The sequence below is a fragment of the Chitinophaga sp. Hz27 genome (genome assembly GCF_042263525.1).
Taxonomy (GTDB): Bacteria; Bacteroidota; Bacteroidia; order Chitinophagales; family Chitinophagaceae; genus Chitinophaga.
Genome location: NZ_JBHKFJ010000008.1, coordinates 156265 through 176140 on the forward strand (window position 1 = coordinate 156265; position 19876 = coordinate 176140).

The window sequence follows — 19876 nt, forward strand, 5'->3', positions numbered from 1 at the left end:
AATCCTGAATTGCTCACTTGTTTTAGTTAATCACTTGTTAATCATCTAAAACAACAGCTGGCATTAAGTATAAAGTCTCCCATTTACCGGAACTTCTTCTTAGAAATATTTTGACATGAAAGAAAGTACCCTACATCACTGGAGGGGGCTGGTAGAGAAAGCAATTGCTATCACTGACAATAACATGTCACAGGACCTATCTGTTACAGATGTTGCTGCCCAGCTCTCTGTTGACGCCCAAACATTAGGACGCCGCTTTGAAGATTTAAAACAGGAGTCATTTAAGCAATTTACCAGAAGAAGGAAACTTGAAAATGCAGGTGGTTTACTCCGACACTCATCATTCTCCATCTCACAAATCGCTGATTTATGTGGATATACTAACTCAGCTGCACTTAGTAAAGCCTTTTCCCAAGACTTACACTTTTCTCCTACCGCTTACCGCGACAGGCCTTGTCTGGTCAATGAGGACGAAACATTATACCGTACAAAGATTATCACATCTGCTGAAGATGAGATGATGTCTGATATATTCTGTATGGATAATACGGAGGAGATCAATCTACCATCATCTACACTGTACTATGTGTTGCTTCCGAGCCAGAATGATCCTATCAGGAACATGGTAACCTTTATGGAGCATTTCATACAAGAGTTCAGCATCATCAAATCAACAGTATTTCTGCAAGATGCCAAAATCATCACAGGAACTTTAGATGCTGTACCAGTAACGCTTTATCATAGGATGATGATGTATGTGGGATTGCTGGTGCCAAACGGCCCTGGCTATGAGAAGGTGCATCGTCAGATGCAATTTATGGGGTTATACGCTTGTACACTGCATACAAAAGATATTGCAGGTAATAGTTACAAACATCTGAAAGTAAACATGGGCTTCGCCGAAGCCGGCTTGCCCATGTATAATTTCATTAATCATAGTTGCCGTGTCGGATACTTTAAGATGACCAGCAACCAATTCTTTATTTCTCTTACCGGAAGAAATACCTGTGAAGTATTTATTCCTTGCGAAAAGAGGTATGGTTGTTAGAACTGGAAGTAGATTGGTATCATTGGCTGCGTACTCTTAACCTGCACCAGCAGCCAGATAAAGGCTACCATTATCGCAACGCTGCCCGCTACCGGGATACGTGCATAAAGTCCTTCCAGGGAAAGCTCTGCTTTAGCCGGCATGAAATGCAGGATAAAGCCTAATATCATTACCCAGAACACAGCGGTATAACCGGTATACAGTTCAGGCCATATCTCTGGCTGGAAGTCGTATGCTATCTGATGTATCAGCGACCATGCATCATGGAAGGTAGATGCTTTAAAGAAAATCCAACAGAAACATACAAAGTGGAAGGTAAACAGCACGCCAAGTACTTTCAGCAGGTTGCCTGACCAGCCACCAAATTTGATTTGCTTTTTGCGGAGATAATCTATCCTTACTTTATCAATAGCCAGCATACTTCCGTGCATACCGCCCCAGAAGATAAAGTTCCAACTGGCACCATGCCAGAAGCCACCTATCAACATGGTCAAGCCCAGGTTGATGTACTGACGCACCTTCCCTTTACGGTTACCACCTAATGGAATATATAGGTAGTCGCGCAGCCAGCTCGACAAAGAAATATGCCAGCGGCGCCAGAATTCAGTGATAGAGCTACTTTGATAAGGAGAATCGAAGTTTGGCGGAATCTTGAAACCTGTCCAGCGAGCAATACCCAATGCCATATCCGAATAACCGGAGAAGTCACAGTATATTACTAACGCATATCCATATACGCCGAGGAGACACTCTAATCCAGTGTGTTTACTTGGGTCATCAAATATGTATTGTACAAAGTTTTGGTAGATAAAATCTGAGATGACTATCTTCTTAAATAATCCACTGATAATCAAATACATCCCTTTGCCAATGTCGTTGGATTCTATAAAATATGGCTTAGATATCTGCGGGATAAAATCAGCAGCACGAACGATAGGTCCCATCATCAGTTTAGGGAAGAAAGAGAGGAAGAAGAGATAGTCCATGAAATTATCCACTGGCTCGATTTCATCTCTGTAAACGTCGATGGTATAGCTAAGATTTTCGAAGGTATAGAAGGAAATACCGATTGGTAATATCAGCTTCAGTAAAGGGATATGGCCGGCGGTCATATCATTGATGATCCCTATGAAGAAGTTGGTGTATTTGAAATAGAACAGTAGTCCTAGGTTAAGGACGATACTGAATATCAGCAGTGTTTTCCTGAAAGATTTATCCTTCGATCGATGTATGGCCTTCGAGAGATTAAAGTCTACGATGGCCGAGAGTATTACCAGGCCTACATAGTAGCCACAGGCTTTATAGAAGAAAAATAAGGAGAAGAGCGTATATACCCATACTCGTCCTACTTTGCTTCGGTGTACAGCGAGGTAACACAGGAGGAAAACGGCAAAGAAATAGAAGAAGAAAGCGCTATTGAACAGCACCGGATCATTCGGGTCATAACGCAGTAGATTCAACAGCTTGTTGATGTCAATCATTGGATGTTAGTATGTTTTCTTTGTTTCAGCCAGATATTTTCTATACGCTCCCTGTATAGCTTCGTTGAGCAGCTGTCCTTGTAGTTGGTATCCTTTCACACTGAAATGCACGTGGTCCGGGGCCCAGAGTTGACTGAAGCGTGCACGTTGCACTTTATTTACAGCATTGAAATTCCAGCATGCAAGTCCGTGTTCGCGGGCATAGCCCTCGATTTGTGCGGATGCCATAGCGATATACGGGTTGGGAGTGACAGAGGTTTTGGAATATTTTCTCCATTTGCCTTTTACCTTTTTACGATAGGTGCTGTGGGTTACACGCATACAATCGGGAGGTGTGGTCAGGAGAATACATACGTTGGGATTCTGTTCCCTGAGCAGGGTAACAGTTTTGTCTATTTCATTTCTGAAAGTCAGGGCATCAAATCTGCCATAGGCTTCATTAGTTCCCAGGGAGATGATCACCAGTTGTGGTTTGATGACCGACATTTGTGCCAGCAGGATATTACTAAAATCATTGTAATGCTGGTACATGGCGCCATTAATACCCACGCTGGAATAAATTACACCATGTTCGCCATTACGGAGGTAAGCTCCATAAAAACGGAATGGCCCTTTAGCGGTATTGTCAAATTTTACAGCGAATGTTTGTTGTAAGTCCTGGAACGAGAGTGCTGCTCTTTGAATGGTTGGAGAACCAGTGAAGGGCATTGGGGTGACAACAATATCAGCCCCATTGGAGACAATCTCTGAAGAGTCATTTCCTGGGTCGTAGAATAAGTCGGCTTCGATAAAGGAGTTCTCAATGAAAGAATCCTGTCTGCCTAAAAAGCTTAATGAAGGAGAATTTGTATTAGTGTTGATAACAATAGCTCCAGGGCCCAGTACCGGTGATTTATAACGGTCTACTACTCTTTCGCTGTTCCATTTTACGGGACTGCTCCAGCGGTAGTCTTCGGGGCCATTGGTACCTGCAAGATTGTACGGGAATACGAATCCTCTTCCTGCATTTCCAAATTGTTGTTGCATCATTCCGCCATTGGTTTGCGGGAAGTAGCCAGCCTGCACATGGGAGTCGCCCAGGTGCAGCACGGATACTACGCTGGTATCAGCATGCTGTAATAATTTGAAAAAGCGATGTAAGGCCGTATCCTGCAGGATCGCATTATCACCGTTGAATGAAGTCTGCGCACCGGCTTTGCCACCGACGAGCAGCATCACCAGGGCGATACTACTGAATATTGTTTGTCTGACTGTACTCATTCATAATAGCTTTATACAGTAGCGCCGCTACTTTAGACGCTCCCAGTCTGTTAAAATGTGTGTAATCCTTGTTTGCACCAGGGTTTTCACTTTCTACCCACTTCACCATTGATCCTTCACCACCCATTGCTGCATACAAGTTCCAGTAGGCGGTTCCATGTTGTGCCGCCAGCTCGTGTTGCACAGATAACAGCGCTTCTACTCCGGGAGCAGTAACGTAATGATCTCCTTTTCTGTAAGACTTATCGGCGGTGCCGATGATAAGGAACGAGGTTCCTGGGAAGTCGTTACGGAGGGCATCCATTACTTTAGTCATTGGGCGTTCGTACCAGCTGTAGTCTGTCAGTTCAGGCTTCCAAAGTACATTGGCGCCATAATGAAGTACTACTAGATCGTACGGACGTTCTTCCTGCATTTTTTTGACCATATCAGCGGAAAGATGTCCTAATTCAACACCGCTGATTCCTCTGAAAGAATAGTTGTCGACATAGATACCATTATCACTCTCGAAGCACACGCCATATAAAGAACTTTGTGCGCCGCTGGCATATTTGATGGTCATGCCTTGCTGACCTGAGTCGAGGCGCAGGTCTAATCTGTTTACGGTTGCGTTACCGGAAAGCGTATATGCTTTATCGTTAACGGTGATGCCGGTATTTCCAGCGGGTCCGTAGAGGACAGCCACTTCATCGAATTTATCGAGGCGTGGTTTTTTCACTGGAGAATACTTGGCCCAGCTGCTGGACGAAGGCACAAAAGTGTGTCCTGATAAGCCCAGGTTTATATTTGCCGGAGGATCTTTTTTATAACTGTAGTCTGTCCAGTCTTTGGAGAAAGTATGTGTGATCGTTGTTCTGAACGATGCCACTACGGAGGTGATAGGAACGAAGCCTACACCTTGTCCGCCAAAGAATAGTTGGAGACTGTCTCTCAGGTCACCTGTGATAAGGTCACCTTCGATCATAGAATCGCCGAAATAGGCGATACGTACTTTTTTACGTTTACCTGCTTTCAATTCGGCGAGGGCCTGCAGGAAAGCGTGCATACCAGCACCATTTTCACCGTATTGAGATGCAGCGTACTGCATAATACCGGTATATGACATGAAGTCGTGGTGGGCATCCGGGTTGGGTAACGTTGTTACTGTGCCAGTACTGTCTTTTACTTTCACGACAGAATCTGTTGCAGCAGCAGGCCTGCCATCTCCGGAGTTACCGGCTAGGGCAGGCCTGTTTTTATCTTCAACTGTAGAAGTCCTGATATCGGACAACATATCCAGTTTTCTGAATTGAAAATCCTTAAATGAAAAGCTGTAGTTCAGCTGGGATAAAGCCACTAAGCAAGCCAATGATCCTGCGATAATTAAAAATGGATAGGCTGCCTTATTCTTGCCAGGCATAATATTCATGAACGGTTAGCATACTCTCGACTACATCCTGGCAGCAAGTGGCATCCGCGTCAGGATCCTCTTGCCACATCCATGGCTGCGTCCAGCTTGTAAAGTTTGTAACGATTAATAATAGATGTCACACGTCTGATCCATTCCTGGCCTGCAGTAGAGTATCCGCTATGATTCATTTTCTTTAACCACGTGCTATACTCTGTGTTACCTTTCATCTGCCCGAACCATTTTTTCTGGGTCAGGAGTTGAACGAAATGCTCATAAGATGCCACATCTGACAGGTACTGTTTGTAAACTGACCTATGTCCCGGATTAGTCTGAGACAGGTTGTTTTTACCAACAATGCCAAAATGATTATGCAGCAATTTAGCACTTTTACTTGTACCTGTACCTGATTCCAGCATTGCAATTCCAAGAATTACGCTGGCAGGTATCCCTGTTTCCTGCATTAATTCAATAGAAACAGGCTTAAATTTCTTTAAATAATTGTCTGTGGACTGTTGCGCAAACCCAACATTGCTGAGCATTAGCAATAATAACACCGCACATATCCAGGCTCCTGCTTTGCTCTTGTAGAATTTCTTAATTCCCATAAGCTTAGTGTTAGTGGTTGTTACAGGTGATGATTTCTTGTTTGTTTTCAGCATCATTTCATACCTCACATATCAACGATGATCACACATCGCAATATTACTTTAAAAAATTAAATAATACGTTCTCTCTTCTCTAAAGTCCTCTAAAGTTTCTCCGTTAATTTCTTGTTAAAAATATTGTACCATTATTTGCAGTAATCCCCTTTGATGCAGTTCGAATAAACTATATCAAAGGGGATTTTTCAAGTTTGAAAGCCGGTAAGTTGCAAATACTATGCCGGTTATTCCTTTATCAGGCTGATCCGAAGCTCGTCCAGCTGGTGCTGATCGATGGCTGATGGCGCATCTAGCATCACATCACGACCTGAATTATTCTTAGGGAATGCGATAAAATCACGGATACTTTCACTGCCACCCAAAAGCGAGCACAAGCGATCAAATCCGAAGGCAATACCTCCATGTGGTGGCGCTCCATATTCAAAAGCTCCCAGCAGGAAGCCGAATTTATGATCAGCCTCTTCCTTAGTCATACCCAATGCAGCAAACATTTTCTCCTGCAGGTCGCGTTGGAAGATACGGATAGAACCGCCGCCGATTTCCGTACCGTTCAGTACGATATCGTAAGCATTGGCCTTAATCTTAGCGTACTGAGACATATCATCCATCAGGGCAATCTGTTCAGGTTTGGGTGAAGTGAACGGATGGTGACGTGCTACCCAACGGTTTTCTTCTTCCGCATATTCAAATAATGGGAAATCGATCACCCAAAGTGGCTTAAACACATTCTTATCTCTCAGTCCGAGACGTTCACCCATTTCCAGGCGCAAAGTACTCATTGCCTGACGAGTGCGGCTTTCTTTACCAGCCAGTACCAGGATCAGATCACCAGGCTCAGCCTTGGTAACTTCCACCCATTTTTTCAGCTCCTCTTCATTGAAGAACTTATCTACTGAACTTTTCAGGCTGCCATCTGCACCATATTTAACATAGATGAGTCCGCTCATACCAATTTGTGGGCGTTTTACCCAATCGGTCAGCTCATCCAATTGCTTACGGGTATATTCGGCACAACCTTTAGCAGCGATCGCTACCACCAGTTCAGCGTCATCAAATACCTTAAAGCCTTTATTTTTAACGGTATCGTTCAGCGTAGCCAGTTTCATTTCGAAACGGATATCTGGTTTATCGTTACCATAATATTCCATTGCATCATCCCAGGTCATACGAGGGAATGCATAATTCAGATCTATACCTTTGATTTCTTTGAAGATATACTTCACCATGTTTTCAAAAGTATATAGAATGTCTTCCTGTTCAACGAAGCTCATCTCACAGTCAATCTGTGTGAACTCCGGCTGGCGATCGGCACGTAAGTCCTCATCGCGGAAGCATTTAACGATCTGATAATAGCGATCATAACCACTTACCATCAGCAGTTGCTTGAAGGTTTGCGGAGACTGTGGCAAAGCGTAGAACTCGTTGGTGTTCATACGGCTAGGCACTACGAAATCGCGGGCTCCTTCCGGTGTAGATTTAATCAGGAATGGAGTTTCTATATCCATAAAACCTTGCGTATGAAGGTAGTTACGTGCAGCACGGCCTACATTATAGCGCAGTTCAAGGTTCTGTTTAACGGCATTTCTACGCAGGTCCAGGTAGCGGTATTTCATGCGCAGCTCATCACCACCATCCGTATCATCTGTAAGAGTGAAAGGAGGAGTTTTGGATTCGTTCAGGATCTTGAACGATTTTACTGCGATTTCCACGTCTCCTGTAGGGAGATTCGGGTTTTTGCTGGAACGCTCGGTAACAGTACCAGATATCTGGATAACATATTCACGGCCAAGAGGTTGGTCTTCCAGCTGAGCTATTAGGTCTTCACCAAATAACAGCTGGGTAATACCGTAACGGTCACGCAGATCTACGAAAGACATGCCTTTACCAAATTTCCTGACAGTTTGTACCCATCCGGCCAGTGTTACTTCCTGACCTACCTGTTCCATTCTTAGCTCCCCGCAAGTGTGCGTCCTGTACATGCGTAAAAAATTGATTTTAATAGTTTTATGGTTGAAAACCGGGACAGCCGTTCACTGTAATTGACCACTTTTCCAGCGCTTCAGCCATACCCACAAGGGCAGCAAATATACGTTTTGATCGCTGGATTTTAGCCCCGGCCTGTGTTAAAATATCTGTTTACATCCACTTCTGGCATCAATGAGGTGGTTCCAGCGAGCACATCACTGAAATGTGCCGCCATGAAGGGCGCCAATGAGCATCCTTTGGTACCGAGGCCATTAAATATACCAAGAGCAGGATATTCCGGATTAAACCCTATAATAGGTCGTCTGTCGTTGCCGGAAGGGCGCACGGCAGCCAGGTGGCCTGTCACGTCGTATGGCACTTTCAACAGTTGCCGCAGCTTTTCCTCCAAATGGTCACGCTGCACCCAGGTTGGCTGTTCATCGGCATAATCCCATACGAAAGAAGATCCCGCCCAGAAGGTACCGTCTTCCTGAGGCACTAACGTAATACTTTTCTTTATAATATCTGAGGTTTCCAAGCCGGGAATGCGTACCAGTAATACTTCTCCTTTATTGGGTAGAAACTTGATCTTCTCAAAATATTTATTGCTGGCTGTAGCCATTCCATCACAAAAAATTATTTTTTTGGCAGAAATCCCACAGTACGTCACATCTGATTCATTGATAATCAACTTATTAATATCAAAAGTATCATCCAGTAAGGCATTTTCTGCGGCTAACATCTTTCTGTATGCTGGTAAAAAAGATTTTAGATTAACAGTGGCACCAAATATGATGGCAACCCCGAAAGGTTGTTGCAAAAACTCCTCATATTGTAGCGCTTGTGGAACAGCAGTGTATTTATCCGTTAAACCCTTGCTGACCTTGGCATCGAAGGCTTCTTTCAGTTGAAGGGATGGAAATACGTTCCACAATCTCCTTTCAGTTAATATATTTATATTTAGTAATGCAGACAATTCGGCATATGTCGATTTGGCAAACGGAAAAATCTCGTCATATAACCATGCCGGTTCAAATCTTCTTCCAGATACCGGATTAATTATTCCTGCTGCTACTCTCGATGCACTGTTAAACTTTGCATCATCTATCACCAACACTTTGTTGCCACGTTGCTTCAGGAACCAGCTTAACATGGTGCCTGCAATACCTTGTCCAATAATTATATAATCAACTTGCTTCATCATTACGAAGGTATTAATACTAATAATTGTTTTAAGGACTTTACTATCTCACAAAAAAAATATCTCCCCAAACCCAATACCGACAATAGTTTCAGAAAATAATGCTGGAAATTTTTTATCCAATTTAAAGTGCGCAGAAAGACTGCGCACTTAGGTGGCCATCTTTGTACCATCGGAAGCGGTCAAGAAAAAGTTACTTCAACTTCACTGTTAATGAAACACTTTTCACATTACCGCCGAAAGGTAAAGCAGTAGCTCAGTTGGTAGAGCAATGGAACATAATTTTAAAATTACCATGTGGTCAATTAAAATTTACTTCAAGCTTATAACCCTTAGGTCGTTGGTTCGAGTCCAACCTGCTTTGCAAAGTGGTCAAGAACACTGTTACTTCTACGATTACAACAAGTTCAATTACCACATTAATACTTAGATATTATGTAGGTCAATTGCTGCTTACTTCAAATTTTTATAGGAAAAACAGCAGCAAAATTATCTCATATTAAAACCCAAAAAAATGAACAACCTCTTAAAAGTAGCCATCCGTCAGCAGGCCATTTATATACCTGCATTCACGTCAGCCCCATCATTGTTTGTACCCATCAAAGGATTGCTGGTAGCTAATCTGGCTAAGTTAGGATTTGGTGTTACTGAAGAATTGTTACAAGCCATCAACCAGTTATCTGAAAAAGACCAGGATACCATACTTCGTGTATTCATGGACGTTACTAACGTAAATAAGAACTGGGCCCCATTGGTAAAAGACTGGTTAACCCCAACCAATGAAACGGCTGCTGATCATATATACAACTGGTATTACAACATGTTCGCGAAAAACAAAGGCAAAAATATACAGCTGCCTTGCGGACACACCATTTTACCAAATACCTTTCCATTACATCGATATAATGGCTGCCCTATTTGTGGAACTTCATTTGTCAACGCTCCTGCGAATGATTACGGTGAAGGATATACGCTTAAAGTATTAGCTTATTGGACATCTGCAGATTTGAAAAAATATCTGGAGAGTTTGTTAACCGCCAAAACAGCATTGGATGCAACGCAGATAGATAGTCTGAAAATATTATTAAAGGAATTTCCATTGCCTGCTGTTACCATAGGAATGAAAGAAACGTTGATGCTGGTCATCGATATGCTGATAGCTGTTGACCCAGCAAAAGCACAACCACTTCTGACTTCACCTACCGACATACTGCGTTACCTCTGGTATAAACGTACCGGTTATCTTCAACTATTGGAACCAAAGGTAGTATTGAATCGTATGAAACGTAATAACAGGAGAACATTTGGTGGCGCAGGTCTGCAAGAACAAAAAATACCTTCACTTGATTTGAAATACAATCGAAAAGAGTGTTTGATGGTGGCTTCCTGGCTGAATAACATGAACCTAGACGTGGCTAAGATGTGTGAAACTATGCATCCTAAACGTAACATGTGGGTACGTTTCATCCGTGCATTACGACTCGCAGAATACGCCAAACGACCTGGATTCGATCAGCTCCGTAAGCTGATGGACGCTTTCTACAACGAGGCATATGAAGTATGGCAAGGACGCGTAAACCATTTCCGTTTACGCCTGGACCCTTCCAGCACATTCTATTTATTGCAGCAGCGACCAGGACTTTTCGCCCGTTCCCTGTTTGCAAATATGTTGTGGTTTGGTGCGAAACCCACTACTGAAGCCTTCGCACTGGTAGCAGATAAAGTGCCTGCACGCTTATTGTTATCCTTACAGATGTATGCTGATAACTATTTCCATGGTACGCATAGATCAGTAAAACCTTTGGGAGGCGTGAACAGGTTAGTTCCTGCTAACAAAATGCTACACGCTCATAACACTGAACAACGCACCGCCATGGCGGATGCTGTAACAGACCTGTGTTTCCAGGTGATGAAAAAGCGTTTCGCTGCTTCTCCAACTGAAAACAAAACTATCTACATCGATCCTGCCTTGTTCAATGTACCATTGGCAATTGGCGATCGCGCAGAAACAGTGCAAGACTTACCTTCTGCTCTAATGGGAACAAAATTCCCGTTGCAGGGAGATCAGGTCAGACTGTTTATGCAGTGGGGAACAGGATTACGTAGTCAGCACCTGGATATGGATCTTAGCTGCAATATCTATTATCCAACATCAATAGATACTTGCTCTTTCTCAAGATTGACAACCATTGGTTGCCAGCATAGCGGGGATATACGCCATATTCCAGACCATATCGGAACAGCAGAATACATCAACCTGGATATTAAAGCACTGCAAAAGGCAGGCGCCCGACATGTGGTATTCATTACCAACGCTTATACCGCCGGTTCATTATCACCAAATATGGTGGTAGGTTGGATGGATAGTGCTCATCCGATGCGCGTTTCGCAGACCAGTGGTGTTGCTTATGATCCATCCTGCGTGCAACACCAGGTGCGTATCACCTCTAGCTTGTCAAAAGGGCTGGTATTCGGGGTGTTAGATGTTGTGGCGCGCGAAATCATCTGGCTGGAAATGGCCTTTGATGGTCAGATAGCACAGCAACTTTATTCCTTTGGGGTAAGTGCTCTACTGGCAAAGCTGAACTGCAAAATGAGTATTGGCGCATTGTTACAGGTTAAAGCAGCAGCCCAAAACCTGACCACTACCGATACCCCAGAGGCAGATGAAGTCTATACTATCAAATGGGCAAGAGATAGTGCTGCCGTCACACAATTATTCGTAGACTAACGGTATTGAATAAACGAAAGAAGCGTATTCAACTTAATGAATACGCTTCTTTTTTTGCAACTATGCAGAAGAATTATTCTTTCACTTTCAGTATTACGCCTTCGCTATGTGCGTTAAACTCTGGCGCATACATGCATTGTACGGTGCTGATACCGTTAGAGAACGTACCATTGTGCGTTACGTTCAGCGCATATTCAAACACCCATGTGCCTTTTGGCAGACTACTAAAGAAGAAATCTGTAGACACATCTTTGGTGCTTTCATAGTAGCTGAGTCCATTTTGCCATTTGGCGCCGCTCAATACATTCTGTGGCTCAAATGCAGCTGCACGCATATCCATCAGGTGAATGTATTCCATGTCTCTGTCCACACGTAAGATGATACGCACTTTCAGCTTATCTCCTACTCTAAGTTCGTTGTTATCGTTAAGTTTCGTCAACACAGGACCTTTGTCAGTGTTAACTTCTTTATACAATTCTTTTTGAATAGATAATGGTGAGCCAGCAGACGTTATTTTATCCAGTTGCTCGAAATACTGCCAGTATACAGCGCCCCAGGATGGTTGTCCTTTGCTGCCTTTCACTGTCACCGTAATATTTCCCATATCCGGTTTAATGGTTTTGGCAAATACCTGTTCTTTCATATATCCTGTGCCGGCTTCTGTTTTGCTTTCGTTGGTATTGAAGTCTACATTACCCAGTTTGATATCTACTTCAGGGGTGGCACTGAGCCAGTTGCTTCCACCGATTAGCATAGCGTAACATGCGTCTGCAGTGGCTTTGGTAGTTTTCCAGTTATTGGTTTGCTTATTTTTCAGCAACCATGTTTTCATTTGGTTTACAGCTGTCTGGTCATGCGTAACATTGCTGAATGCTTCTATGAGCAAGGCTTGCGTTTCTACAGGTGCCTGATACCAGTAATATCCGCCGTTATTAGCTTTCCAATACATGCCCATTTCCGGAGAAACTATTGCATTTTCTTTCAGCGCTCTTACGATAGCCGTAGCCGTTGGCTGATCATTCAGGCGATTGAACAACAATGCAGCCATTGCCTGTTGATATAAACCAAGGCTCGTCCAGTCTTTCTTAGCAAGTCCCAGGTAATAGTTCCAGGCAGTTGTAAGATCAGTGGATTTATTGTTATTGTAGAAGCTTCTGGCGTAGAGATATTGTAATGCAATACCATCTATTTTTTGCTTCTTCAGATCCGCTTTTGTTTTCAGCAGGGTCTTATAATCAGCGATGATGCGCTGGTCCATGTAGCTCACTGCTTTATCTGCAATCTTTTTAAGTTGATCATCTTTAAGACCAGTGAGTGCATTTAATCTACCTATACCTGCAACAATATACTGTGTGATATACCTATCTTCTGTCATGCCGGAGAACCAAGGGAAAGCGCCGTTGCTGGCTTGTTTCTCTGCCAGTTGACTAATTGCTTTTCTGGCGCCGCTGTTGATAGTTTTTGCATCAAACAAGGTAGCAATCTGACGTTTCTGTTCGGATTCATTTTTTGCATCCAGCACCCAAGGTGTTTGTTGCAAGAGGATAGACTTCAGCTCTTCATTTTTTTCCAGATTACTCAACAATGCGCTGCTATCTGTATTTTTCCATTTACTGAAAATATCAGCGATCGCAGGCTGTTGTTTTACAATCCAAGAAGCAAGTGAATTTGCATAATAGCGGTTAAATACCTGCTCAGCACAATCATGTGGGAACTCCATCAGGTATGGTAATGCCTGCACTGCATACCATGCTGGATTGCTGGTATACTCTACTGTTAATCCATGTTGTTGTAAGGTAGAAGAAGATTCACTCTCCTTTAATTTCTGGAAGGTCAGGTTCTTAGTACCATCACCTTGCATCCATACCGGCAATGTTTCTGTTACCAGCATTCTGTTGGTAAGTACTGGTAAAGTATTTTCTTCACCATCTGTGAAGCTTCCTGCGGTTGCAGTAATGCGATAAATTAACGTACTACCGAAACCGTTAGGTATTTGTATCGGGAATACAACTGCAGCACTTTGCCCTGCTTTAGCGGTGAAATGCTGTACCGGGAAGATATTCTGGAACCAGCCATCTACTGGTTGCATGGTAGCAGCATCCAGCAGCTCCAATCTTGCCTGACCGATTACTTGTGAGTCAGACAGGTTACTAATTTTTGAAGAGAATTCAATTTTATCTCCTTCACGCAAGAACCTAGGTGCAAAAGTCTGTACCATCAATGGTTTCTGCGTAACAATTTCTGTTTCTGTTTTGCCGAAGGCGGCATCCTGTGTATGTGCTAATCCCTGGAATTTCCATTTGGTCAAGGCTTCCGGCATAGAGAATTCGAATGCGATGTTACCTTCTTTATCGGTTCTCAGGTCTGGCAGGAAGAACGCTGTTTCACGGAAGTCTTTGCGAGCTTGTACACCAGCTGCGTTTCCTTGTTCTGCCGGGCCTTCCAGACTATCTTTCATAGCCATCGCAGGTGCTGGCGCTGGTGGTGCAGGGACTACTGCTGTACCTTTGGAATCTTCCAGTAATCCAGCTTCAATACCATTAGGATCTCCTACCTTCTTTCTCAGATTACCGCCACCTCGTACTGTCATCATGCTGGCTGCATACGCCATGTGACGAGCGGTGTGATCAAGATCCAGGTTCCAGTCAAACCATCTTAAATAAGGATAAGTCTGGATATAAGTTTTTGCATTATTCTCTGTGACAGCAATACCATTTCCACTTACGGTTCCACTATTATTTTGCATAGAGAAACGAGCAGGAGAGCCTACTTCAGGATATATTGCCGGCGTACTCCAGTTGAATGGATATAAAGCATCCAGCGAAGCATCATACATGCCAGCCAGGAGTTCAGCTCCAGCTTTATCTACATCATTACCTTTGATCTTAACAGTCCATTTTTCTTTTTCGCCTGGTTGTAATTTATCGCGGTGTGTCGCTATTTCTATTTGCAAATCTTTATTCTGGCTAACGCCGAAGTATACTTGCTGAGAAATAAACCTGTTATCACGTACCCAATTATACAATACGTAGATACCACCTTCTTCTGTAGTAGTTACCGGATATTCTTTTCTTTCTATATTATTCAGATGGAAATAAGCGATCTCGTTTTCTTGCTGTAAGGTGGAATATTGTTGAATAACGTAGGCACTCTTAGCTGAAGCCAGTTGTACACGTCCTTTATCACCAGGTTTCAGATTGCTTTTCTCTTGATAAACCCAGCTATATTGAGGATAGAGCATTTGTGGTTTAGCATCATCCACTACACTGAATATTGCTTTCTGAACAACAGTCTCTCCTTTTTCAGAAGTGGCAGTTACTTCCAGCTGGTAGTATCCTGGCGCCAGTTGAGGGAAACCTGGTTTCAGTTTACCATTTTCCTGGCTAGTCATTGTCTTCTCATATACCGAGGCTTTCACTGGCCAGTTCTCCGGATTATTTTCATTTTTGTAGATATCTAACGGGAATAATTTCACGTATTCCTCTTTGCTATAAATGAATGTATCTGGCTGTGACCAATAACGGGAGCGCAAGAGGCGCTGTTCTGGCTGCAGTGAGGAAAGCTTCAGTGCCAGGGATGTTTTTGCATACTGGTCGTTCAGATTGGTGGTTTTTACTGTAATCTCTTCTAATGCTTTCTGTGTAGTGGTTGAAGGCACGTTTACAGTAGTGAGAATACTAACATAACCAGCGCTTACATACATGGTCTCATTACGAGTTTCTCCATTGATATCTGTTACGCTTGCAAATACTTCATAAGTGAATACAGGCTTGCCAGCAGGATCTACCTTTTTATCAGGAAGCGCGTTGAAGTTTATTTTGAAACTTCCGTCAGCAGCGGTGGTGGTAGTACCATGGCTTATTTCCTGTGTAGACATTGGGAACATCTTCCTGGATATCCATGGATAAGGAAAACGTATACCACGTTTTACGGTGTAGGTTACCTGAGCATTGTCGATGTTATTACCAGCATAAGCAATAGCTTTACCGGAAATAGTAACGGCATCGCCTAAACGAATTTCTTGTTTCACATCATCAAACTTCACTTCAAACTTAGGGCGCTTATACTCTTCTACCCTAATATTCGTATAGCCATTATTGATAGTTTCCTGAATGGAGTAAGATCCTGGCAAACGGTCGGTAGGCAAGGTAAATTTACCAGAGAAAGAGCCGTAATCATTGGATTTCAGGGTCATTGAATCTACCAGCTGTCCGTTAGGATCTGTCAACTGCACTCTTACACGCTGATTAGCTTTTACATGTTTACCAGGTTTACCGTTAATTTCTTCCAGTAAGATTCCTTTGAAGTAAGCAATCTGCCCTGGTCGGTAAATACCTCTGTCGGTAAAGAAATAAGTGCGTACGATGGACTTAGGTTCTGCAGATGGTTTTCCATTGTTTGGATAAATGCGGAAAGCATAATCACTGTAGTTTAAAACCAGCAGAGAATCATCTTTATAATGCCAGTTCAGCTGCCTGGTGTTATAATCTTTGTTGGTATACTGTACATCCAGTTTACCGGCTGCATCTGCAGTACCGGTATAGTAAGTAGTTAAAGTTTGCTTATCGTAGGAATTAGGCTGGGTGCGGATTTCCAACTTAGCTCCTGCCAGTGGTTCACCGCTGGTTCTGTCTAAGGCGTAGACCAGACTGCCTTTGGTAATAAACGCAATATTGGATACGGAGAACAGGTTACCGACCATATTGTTGTTCTGACGGCTGAAGGCTTTATTGGCACTGGCTACTAACAGGTATGTTCCTGAAGGCAAGGCATCTGCTTTTACTTCGGCACTATGTGGCAGGTGGTCGCCAGGATCGGGTAATGTCTGGCTCCAGGCTTTTGCAGGCGCCAGTCGTAGGACGCTATCAAGGCGGTTACCTTTTTCGCTATAGGCATCTACTTCTAATCTACCTGCCTTCAGCACCGCATCAGGCACTTTAATGATCTTGAAATAAACAGTTGAAAGGTTCCTGAATTGTGTGAGTACGCGGAAGGCCTGCCCTGGAACGTTTACTTGTTCTGTCTGGAAGTCCAGGTCTGTTTCCAGCAGACGCTGTTTGATATTGTAACATTCAGCACCTCCTACTGAATTAGGGAAGGATTTGATAGCCTGGTCACACAATGATAATGCAGTAAGAATTTCTTCTTTTTGATTTTTCGTATATACGTTATTGTTATTGAAGTACAGCGGAATACCTTCTATGTGGGTATTGGCTAGCAGCATGGTTGCTTTTGTTCCCTCGGGCACTTGCTGGTAGGCTTTCATCGCTGTTTCCAGTGCGGATTTATATAAATCTTCTTTATTATCAGCTACGGAAATATTGTGCAAAGCAGTAATCCTGTCGATATCAGCATCTGCCAATGCGCTTTTATTTTCATCATTCAGGTGAAAAGCAATTTGCTGTTGTCTGAGCTGGAGCGCTTTAAAATACAGGGAGCTGCTATCGGTGCTGGTGAACTTATGCTGCGCAAAGGTGGCTGCCGGCGAGAATGCAGCAGGGTCAGTAAGTTCAAAGGCATTGGCCGGTTTAGTCAGGTAAGCTTCTCCTGAACTAAAGAATTCCAGTGCACGTACAACCAACAGATCATAAAGCGTCGGTTGTAGGTTTTTACTATTTTCTCCCTGGGAGATGATCACCTGGTAGTCGTTCAGGCTAGCCTTTTTCAATGCAGCTGGATCTGTGAGGGATGCCTCATATGCTGTGGTGATTTCATCATTCAGTTTATCGATTGGCCATGTGCGGATATCAGTACTTTTATTATCTGCAATACTGGTCAAATTGCGGATTTCATAGCGGTGATTTTGCAGGTAAGTACGAAATATTTCACCTTTCATACTTAGGAGTATGGCCTTTTTCGGGCCGGTAGCCGCTTTGATTTCTTTGTTCAGCAGGGCAATACCAGTGGTCAAGCTGCTATCATTGAGGATAGCATTGTACTTTAATTTAAAGATGAGTGCTTTGATCTGTTGCTGATCATTTTTTTCAGCTACTGCCTTCTGGTAGATGGCATCTACTTGTTTGAGTGCAGTGGTTGACAAGTCTTTTGCGTCTGACTGTTCTACCTGTTTCCAGGCGTTGTCATAATAGGTCTGGGCCGTCATAGAGATACAGCTAAAGATTAAGAAACATGATGCTACGAGAAAACGCGAAATGGGTTTCATGAAAAAAGATTTTCAGATTATTTCCAGCTGGGGCCGGGGGTATTTATAAAGCGAAAGGTGAAAAGCAAATGGTATGCCCCATTCACTTTCCACCTTTCTAAAGTATTGTTAGACTGAAAAAATTAAGCCAGAGCAGCTTTTTTGCTCAGTACTTCAGCCATAGTTTTACCGATATTAGCTGGGCTTTCAACTACGTGAACGCCACATTCAGCCATGATTTTCATTTTAGCTGCAGCAGTATCTTCAGCACCACCGATGATAGCACCAGCGTGACCCATACGACGGCCCGGAGGAGCAGTCTGGCCAGCGATGAAACCAACAACTGGTTTAGTACCGTTTTCTTTGATCCAACGAGCTGCTTCAGCTTCCATGCTACCGCCGATTTCACCGATCATGATGATACCTTCAGTTTCAGGATCGTTCATCAGCAGTTCAACTGCGTCTTTGGTTGGAGTACCGATGATTGGGTCGCCACCGATACCGATAGCGGTAGAAACACCCAGACCAGCTTTAACAACCTGGTCAGCAGCTTCGTAAGTCAGGGTACCTGATTTAGAAACGATACCGATTTTACCTTTTTTGAAGATAAAGCCTGGCATGATACCTACTTTAGCTTCTTCAGCGGTGATAACACCAGGGCAGTTAGGGCCGATGAGGCGGGTGCTGGTTCCCTGCAGGAAGTTTTTAGCTTTCACCATGTCCTGAACTGGAATACCTTCTGTGATACATACCACCAGGGCAATACCAGCTTCGGTTGCTTCCATGATCGCATCAGCAGCAAAAGCCGGTGGCACAAAAATGATAGAAACATTGGCGCCGGTTGCTTTTACAGCATCCGCTACGGTATTGAATACCGGGCGCTCCAGGTGAGTAGTACCGCCTTTGTTAGGGGTAACACCACCTACTACATTGGTTCCGTATTCGATCATCTGTGTGGCATGGAAAGTACCTTCAGTACCGGTAAACCCTTGCACAATCACCTTGCTATCCTTATTAACTAAAACACTCATCGCGCTTGTTTTATTGGTTTATTTTTTTAATATCTTATTTCGTCTGGTGACGCAAAAATAAGCTGATTTGAACAATTCTGCAATTTAGCACCTTTCGGATAAAGCTGAGAACTAAACACTGTTAATTAGCGGCTATTTTTTGGAATCACCATCTTGCTGACCATTTCCCTTCCATTCTCCCCTATCTATCAGGTCTTTCTGACGCATTTCCTTCGCTTCTCGGAGGAAATCTGAGGCAAAAATAAAATCATTTAGCAGCTGATCTTTACTAAATACAATGTCTTTATTAGAGCCTTCCCACTGCTTTCTCCCCTGATACATATATACAATATTATCCCCGCTTTCCATTACGGTATTCATATCATGGGTGTTGATGACGGTGGTAATATTATATTCTGTGGTCAGCTCCTTGATAAGCTGGTCTATCACCAAAGAGGTCTGTGGGTCAAGGCCGGAGTTAGGCTCATCACAGAAAAGGTATTTGGGGTTCAGGACGATCGCCCGGGCGATCCCCACCCTTTTTTTCATCCCTCCGGAGATCTCTGCCGGGAATTTTTTAGCTGCATCTTTCAGATTCACACGTTCCAGGCATTCCGCTACACGCTTTTTCTTATCTCTATAACTACCTGTCCCGAACATCTCCAACGGAAACATCACATTCTGCTCTACCGTCATGCTGTCGAATAATGCAGATCCCTGAAACAGCATGCCTATTTCCTGGCGGATAATCTTTCGTTGATGAATATCCATCGTGGTAAAGTCCTTTCCGTCATACATTATCTTGCCCTGATCAACCTCGATCAGCCCCACCATGCACTTCATCATTACAGTCTTACCACTTCCACTGGTACCGATAATAAGATTTACCTTACCAGATTCCATAGTAGCCGATACGCCTTTCAATATCTCCTTGTCGCCAAAGCTCTTTTTTATGTCTTGCAGTTGAATCATGATTTCTCGAAATA

General features: G+C 43.3%; 11 protein-coding genes and 1 tRNA gene. 3 read left to right on the forward strand and 9 right to left on the reverse strand.

Annotation, left to right across the window (positions count from 1 at the left end; translation table 11 throughout):
* The first annotated feature begins 115 nt into the window (after window positions 1-115).
* The gene (locus tag ACE38W_RS19835; RefSeq protein ID WP_375833671.1) at window positions 116-1048 is read left to right on the forward strand and encodes a helix-turn-helix transcriptional regulator; all 933 of its coding nucleotides are present in this window, start codon (window positions 116-118) and stop codon (window positions 1046-1048) included.
* Here the strand turns inward: ACE38W_RS19835 and ACE38W_RS19840 are convergent.
* The 6 genes from ACE38W_RS19840 to ACE38W_RS19865 form a co-directional block, all read right to left on the reverse strand.
* Entirely contained in the window at window positions 1045-2529 is a 1485-nt protein-coding gene (locus tag ACE38W_RS19840; protein WP_375833674.1) for an MBOAT family O-acyltransferase, read from the reverse strand. The two genes, ACE38W_RS19835 and ACE38W_RS19840, sit on opposite strands and share 4 nt — an antisense overlap.
* A gap of 6 nt (window positions 2530-2535) precedes the next feature.
* Entirely contained in the window at window positions 2536-3789 is a 1254-nt protein-coding gene (locus ACE38W_RS19845) for a GDSL-type esterase/lipase family protein (RefSeq protein WP_375833676.1), read from the reverse strand.
* Window positions 3758-5188, reverse strand: a complete 1431-nt coding sequence (locus tag ACE38W_RS19850) for a hypothetical protein (RefSeq protein WP_375833679.1) — start codon at window positions 5186-5188, stop codon at window positions 3758-3760. Before ACE38W_RS19850 ends, ACE38W_RS19845 begins: the two co-directional genes overlap by 32 nt.
* A gap of 59 nt (window positions 5189-5247) precedes the next feature.
* Entirely contained in the window at window positions 5248-5784 is a 537-nt protein-coding gene (locus ACE38W_RS19855) for a glucosaminidase domain-containing protein (RefSeq protein WP_375833682.1), read from the reverse strand.
* Between the two features lie 281 nt (window positions 5785-6065).
* Entirely contained in the window at window positions 6066-7820 is a 1755-nt protein-coding gene (gene aspS / locus ACE38W_RS19860; protein WP_375833685.1) for an aspartate--tRNA ligase, read from the reverse strand.
* A gap of 128 nt (window positions 7821-7948) precedes the next feature.
* Entirely contained in the window at window positions 7949-9010 is a 1062-nt protein-coding gene (locus ACE38W_RS19865; protein ID WP_375833687.1) for an NAD(P)/FAD-dependent oxidoreductase, read from the reverse strand.
* Window positions 9011-9252: 242 nt separating this feature from the next.
* Between ACE38W_RS19865 and ACE38W_RS19870 the strand changes: the two genes are divergently transcribed.
* Together ACE38W_RS19870 and ACE38W_RS19875 are read left to right on the forward strand one after the other, a co-directional pair.
* Window positions 9253-9371, forward strand: a tRNA-OTHER gene (locus tag ACE38W_RS19870).
* A gap of 150 nt (window positions 9372-9521) precedes the next feature.
* Entirely contained in the window at window positions 9522-11738 is a 2217-nt protein-coding gene (locus tag ACE38W_RS19875) for a hypothetical protein (protein ID WP_375833690.1), read from the forward strand.
* Between the two features lie 73 nt (window positions 11739-11811).
* On the opposite strand, the gene ACE38W_RS19880 is transcribed toward ACE38W_RS19875, so the two are convergent.
* The 3 genes from ACE38W_RS19880 to ACE38W_RS19890 all read right to left on the reverse strand — a co-directional run bounded on the left by ACE38W_RS19880 (window position 11812) and on the right by ACE38W_RS19890 (window position 19862).
* A complete protein-coding gene (locus tag ACE38W_RS19880) occupies window positions 11812-17901 on the reverse strand; it encodes an alpha-2-macroglobulin (RefSeq protein WP_375833692.1) in 6090 nt (2029 codons plus the stop codon).
* A gap of 122 nt (window positions 17902-18023) precedes the next feature.
* Window positions 18024-18911 (reverse strand): succinate--CoA ligase subunit alpha, encoded by an 888-nt coding sequence (gene sucD, locus ACE38W_RS19885; RefSeq protein WP_375833695.1) that lies wholly within the window; start codon window positions 18909-18911, stop codon window positions 18024-18026.
* Window positions 18912-19043: 132 nt separating this feature from the next.
* On the reverse strand, window positions 19044-19862 hold the full coding sequence (locus ACE38W_RS19890) for an ABC transporter ATP-binding protein (RefSeq protein WP_375833697.1): 819 nt from the start codon (window positions 19860-19862) through the stop codon (window positions 19044-19046).
* Window positions 19863-19876: the final 14 nt, after the last annotated feature.

What these genes read in the sequence shown, in the direction of transcription:
- ACE38W_RS19850 (WP_375833679.1), bottom strand. Translation starts at nt 5,188, where the DNA reads ATGCCTGGCAAGAATAAGGCAGCCTATCCATTTTTAATTATCGCAGGA.
- ACE38W_RS19890 (WP_375833697.1), bottom strand. Translation starts at nt 19,862, where the DNA reads ATGATTCAACTGCAAGACATAAAAAAGAGCTTTGGCGACAAGGAGATA.
- aspS (WP_375833685.1), bottom strand. Translation starts at nt 7,820, where the DNA reads ATGTACAGGACGCACACTTGCGGGGAGCTAAGAATGGAACAGGTAGGT.
- ACE38W_RS19835 (WP_375833671.1), top strand. Translation starts at nt 116, where the DNA reads ATGAAAGAAAGTACCCTACATCACTGGAGGGGGCTGGTAGAGAAAGCA.
- ACE38W_RS19865 (WP_375833687.1), bottom strand. Translation starts at nt 9,010, where the DNA reads ATGATGAAGCAAGTTGATTATATAATTATTGGACAAGGTATTGCAGGC.
- ACE38W_RS19855 (WP_375833682.1), bottom strand. Translation starts at nt 5,784, where the DNA reads ATGGGAATTAAGAAATTCTACAAGAGCAAAGCAGGAGCCTGGATATGT.
- ACE38W_RS19875 (WP_375833690.1), top strand. Translation starts at nt 9,522, where the DNA reads ATGAACAACCTCTTAAAAGTAGCCATCCGTCAGCAGGCCATTTATATA.
- ACE38W_RS19845 (WP_375833676.1), bottom strand. Translation starts at nt 3,789, where the DNA reads ATGAGTACAGTCAGACAAACAATATTCAGTAGTATCGCCCTGGTGATG.
- sucD (WP_375833695.1), bottom strand. Translation starts at nt 18,911, where the DNA reads ATGAGTGTTTTAGTTAATAAGGATAGCAAGGTGATTGTGCAAGGGTTT.
- ACE38W_RS19880 (WP_375833692.1), bottom strand. Translation starts at nt 17,901, where the DNA reads ATGAAACCCATTTCGCGTTTTCTCGTAGCATCATGTTTCTTAATCTTT.
- ACE38W_RS19840 (WP_375833674.1), bottom strand. Translation starts at nt 2,529, where the DNA reads ATGATTGACATCAACAAGCTGTTGAATCTACTGCGTTATGACCCGAAT.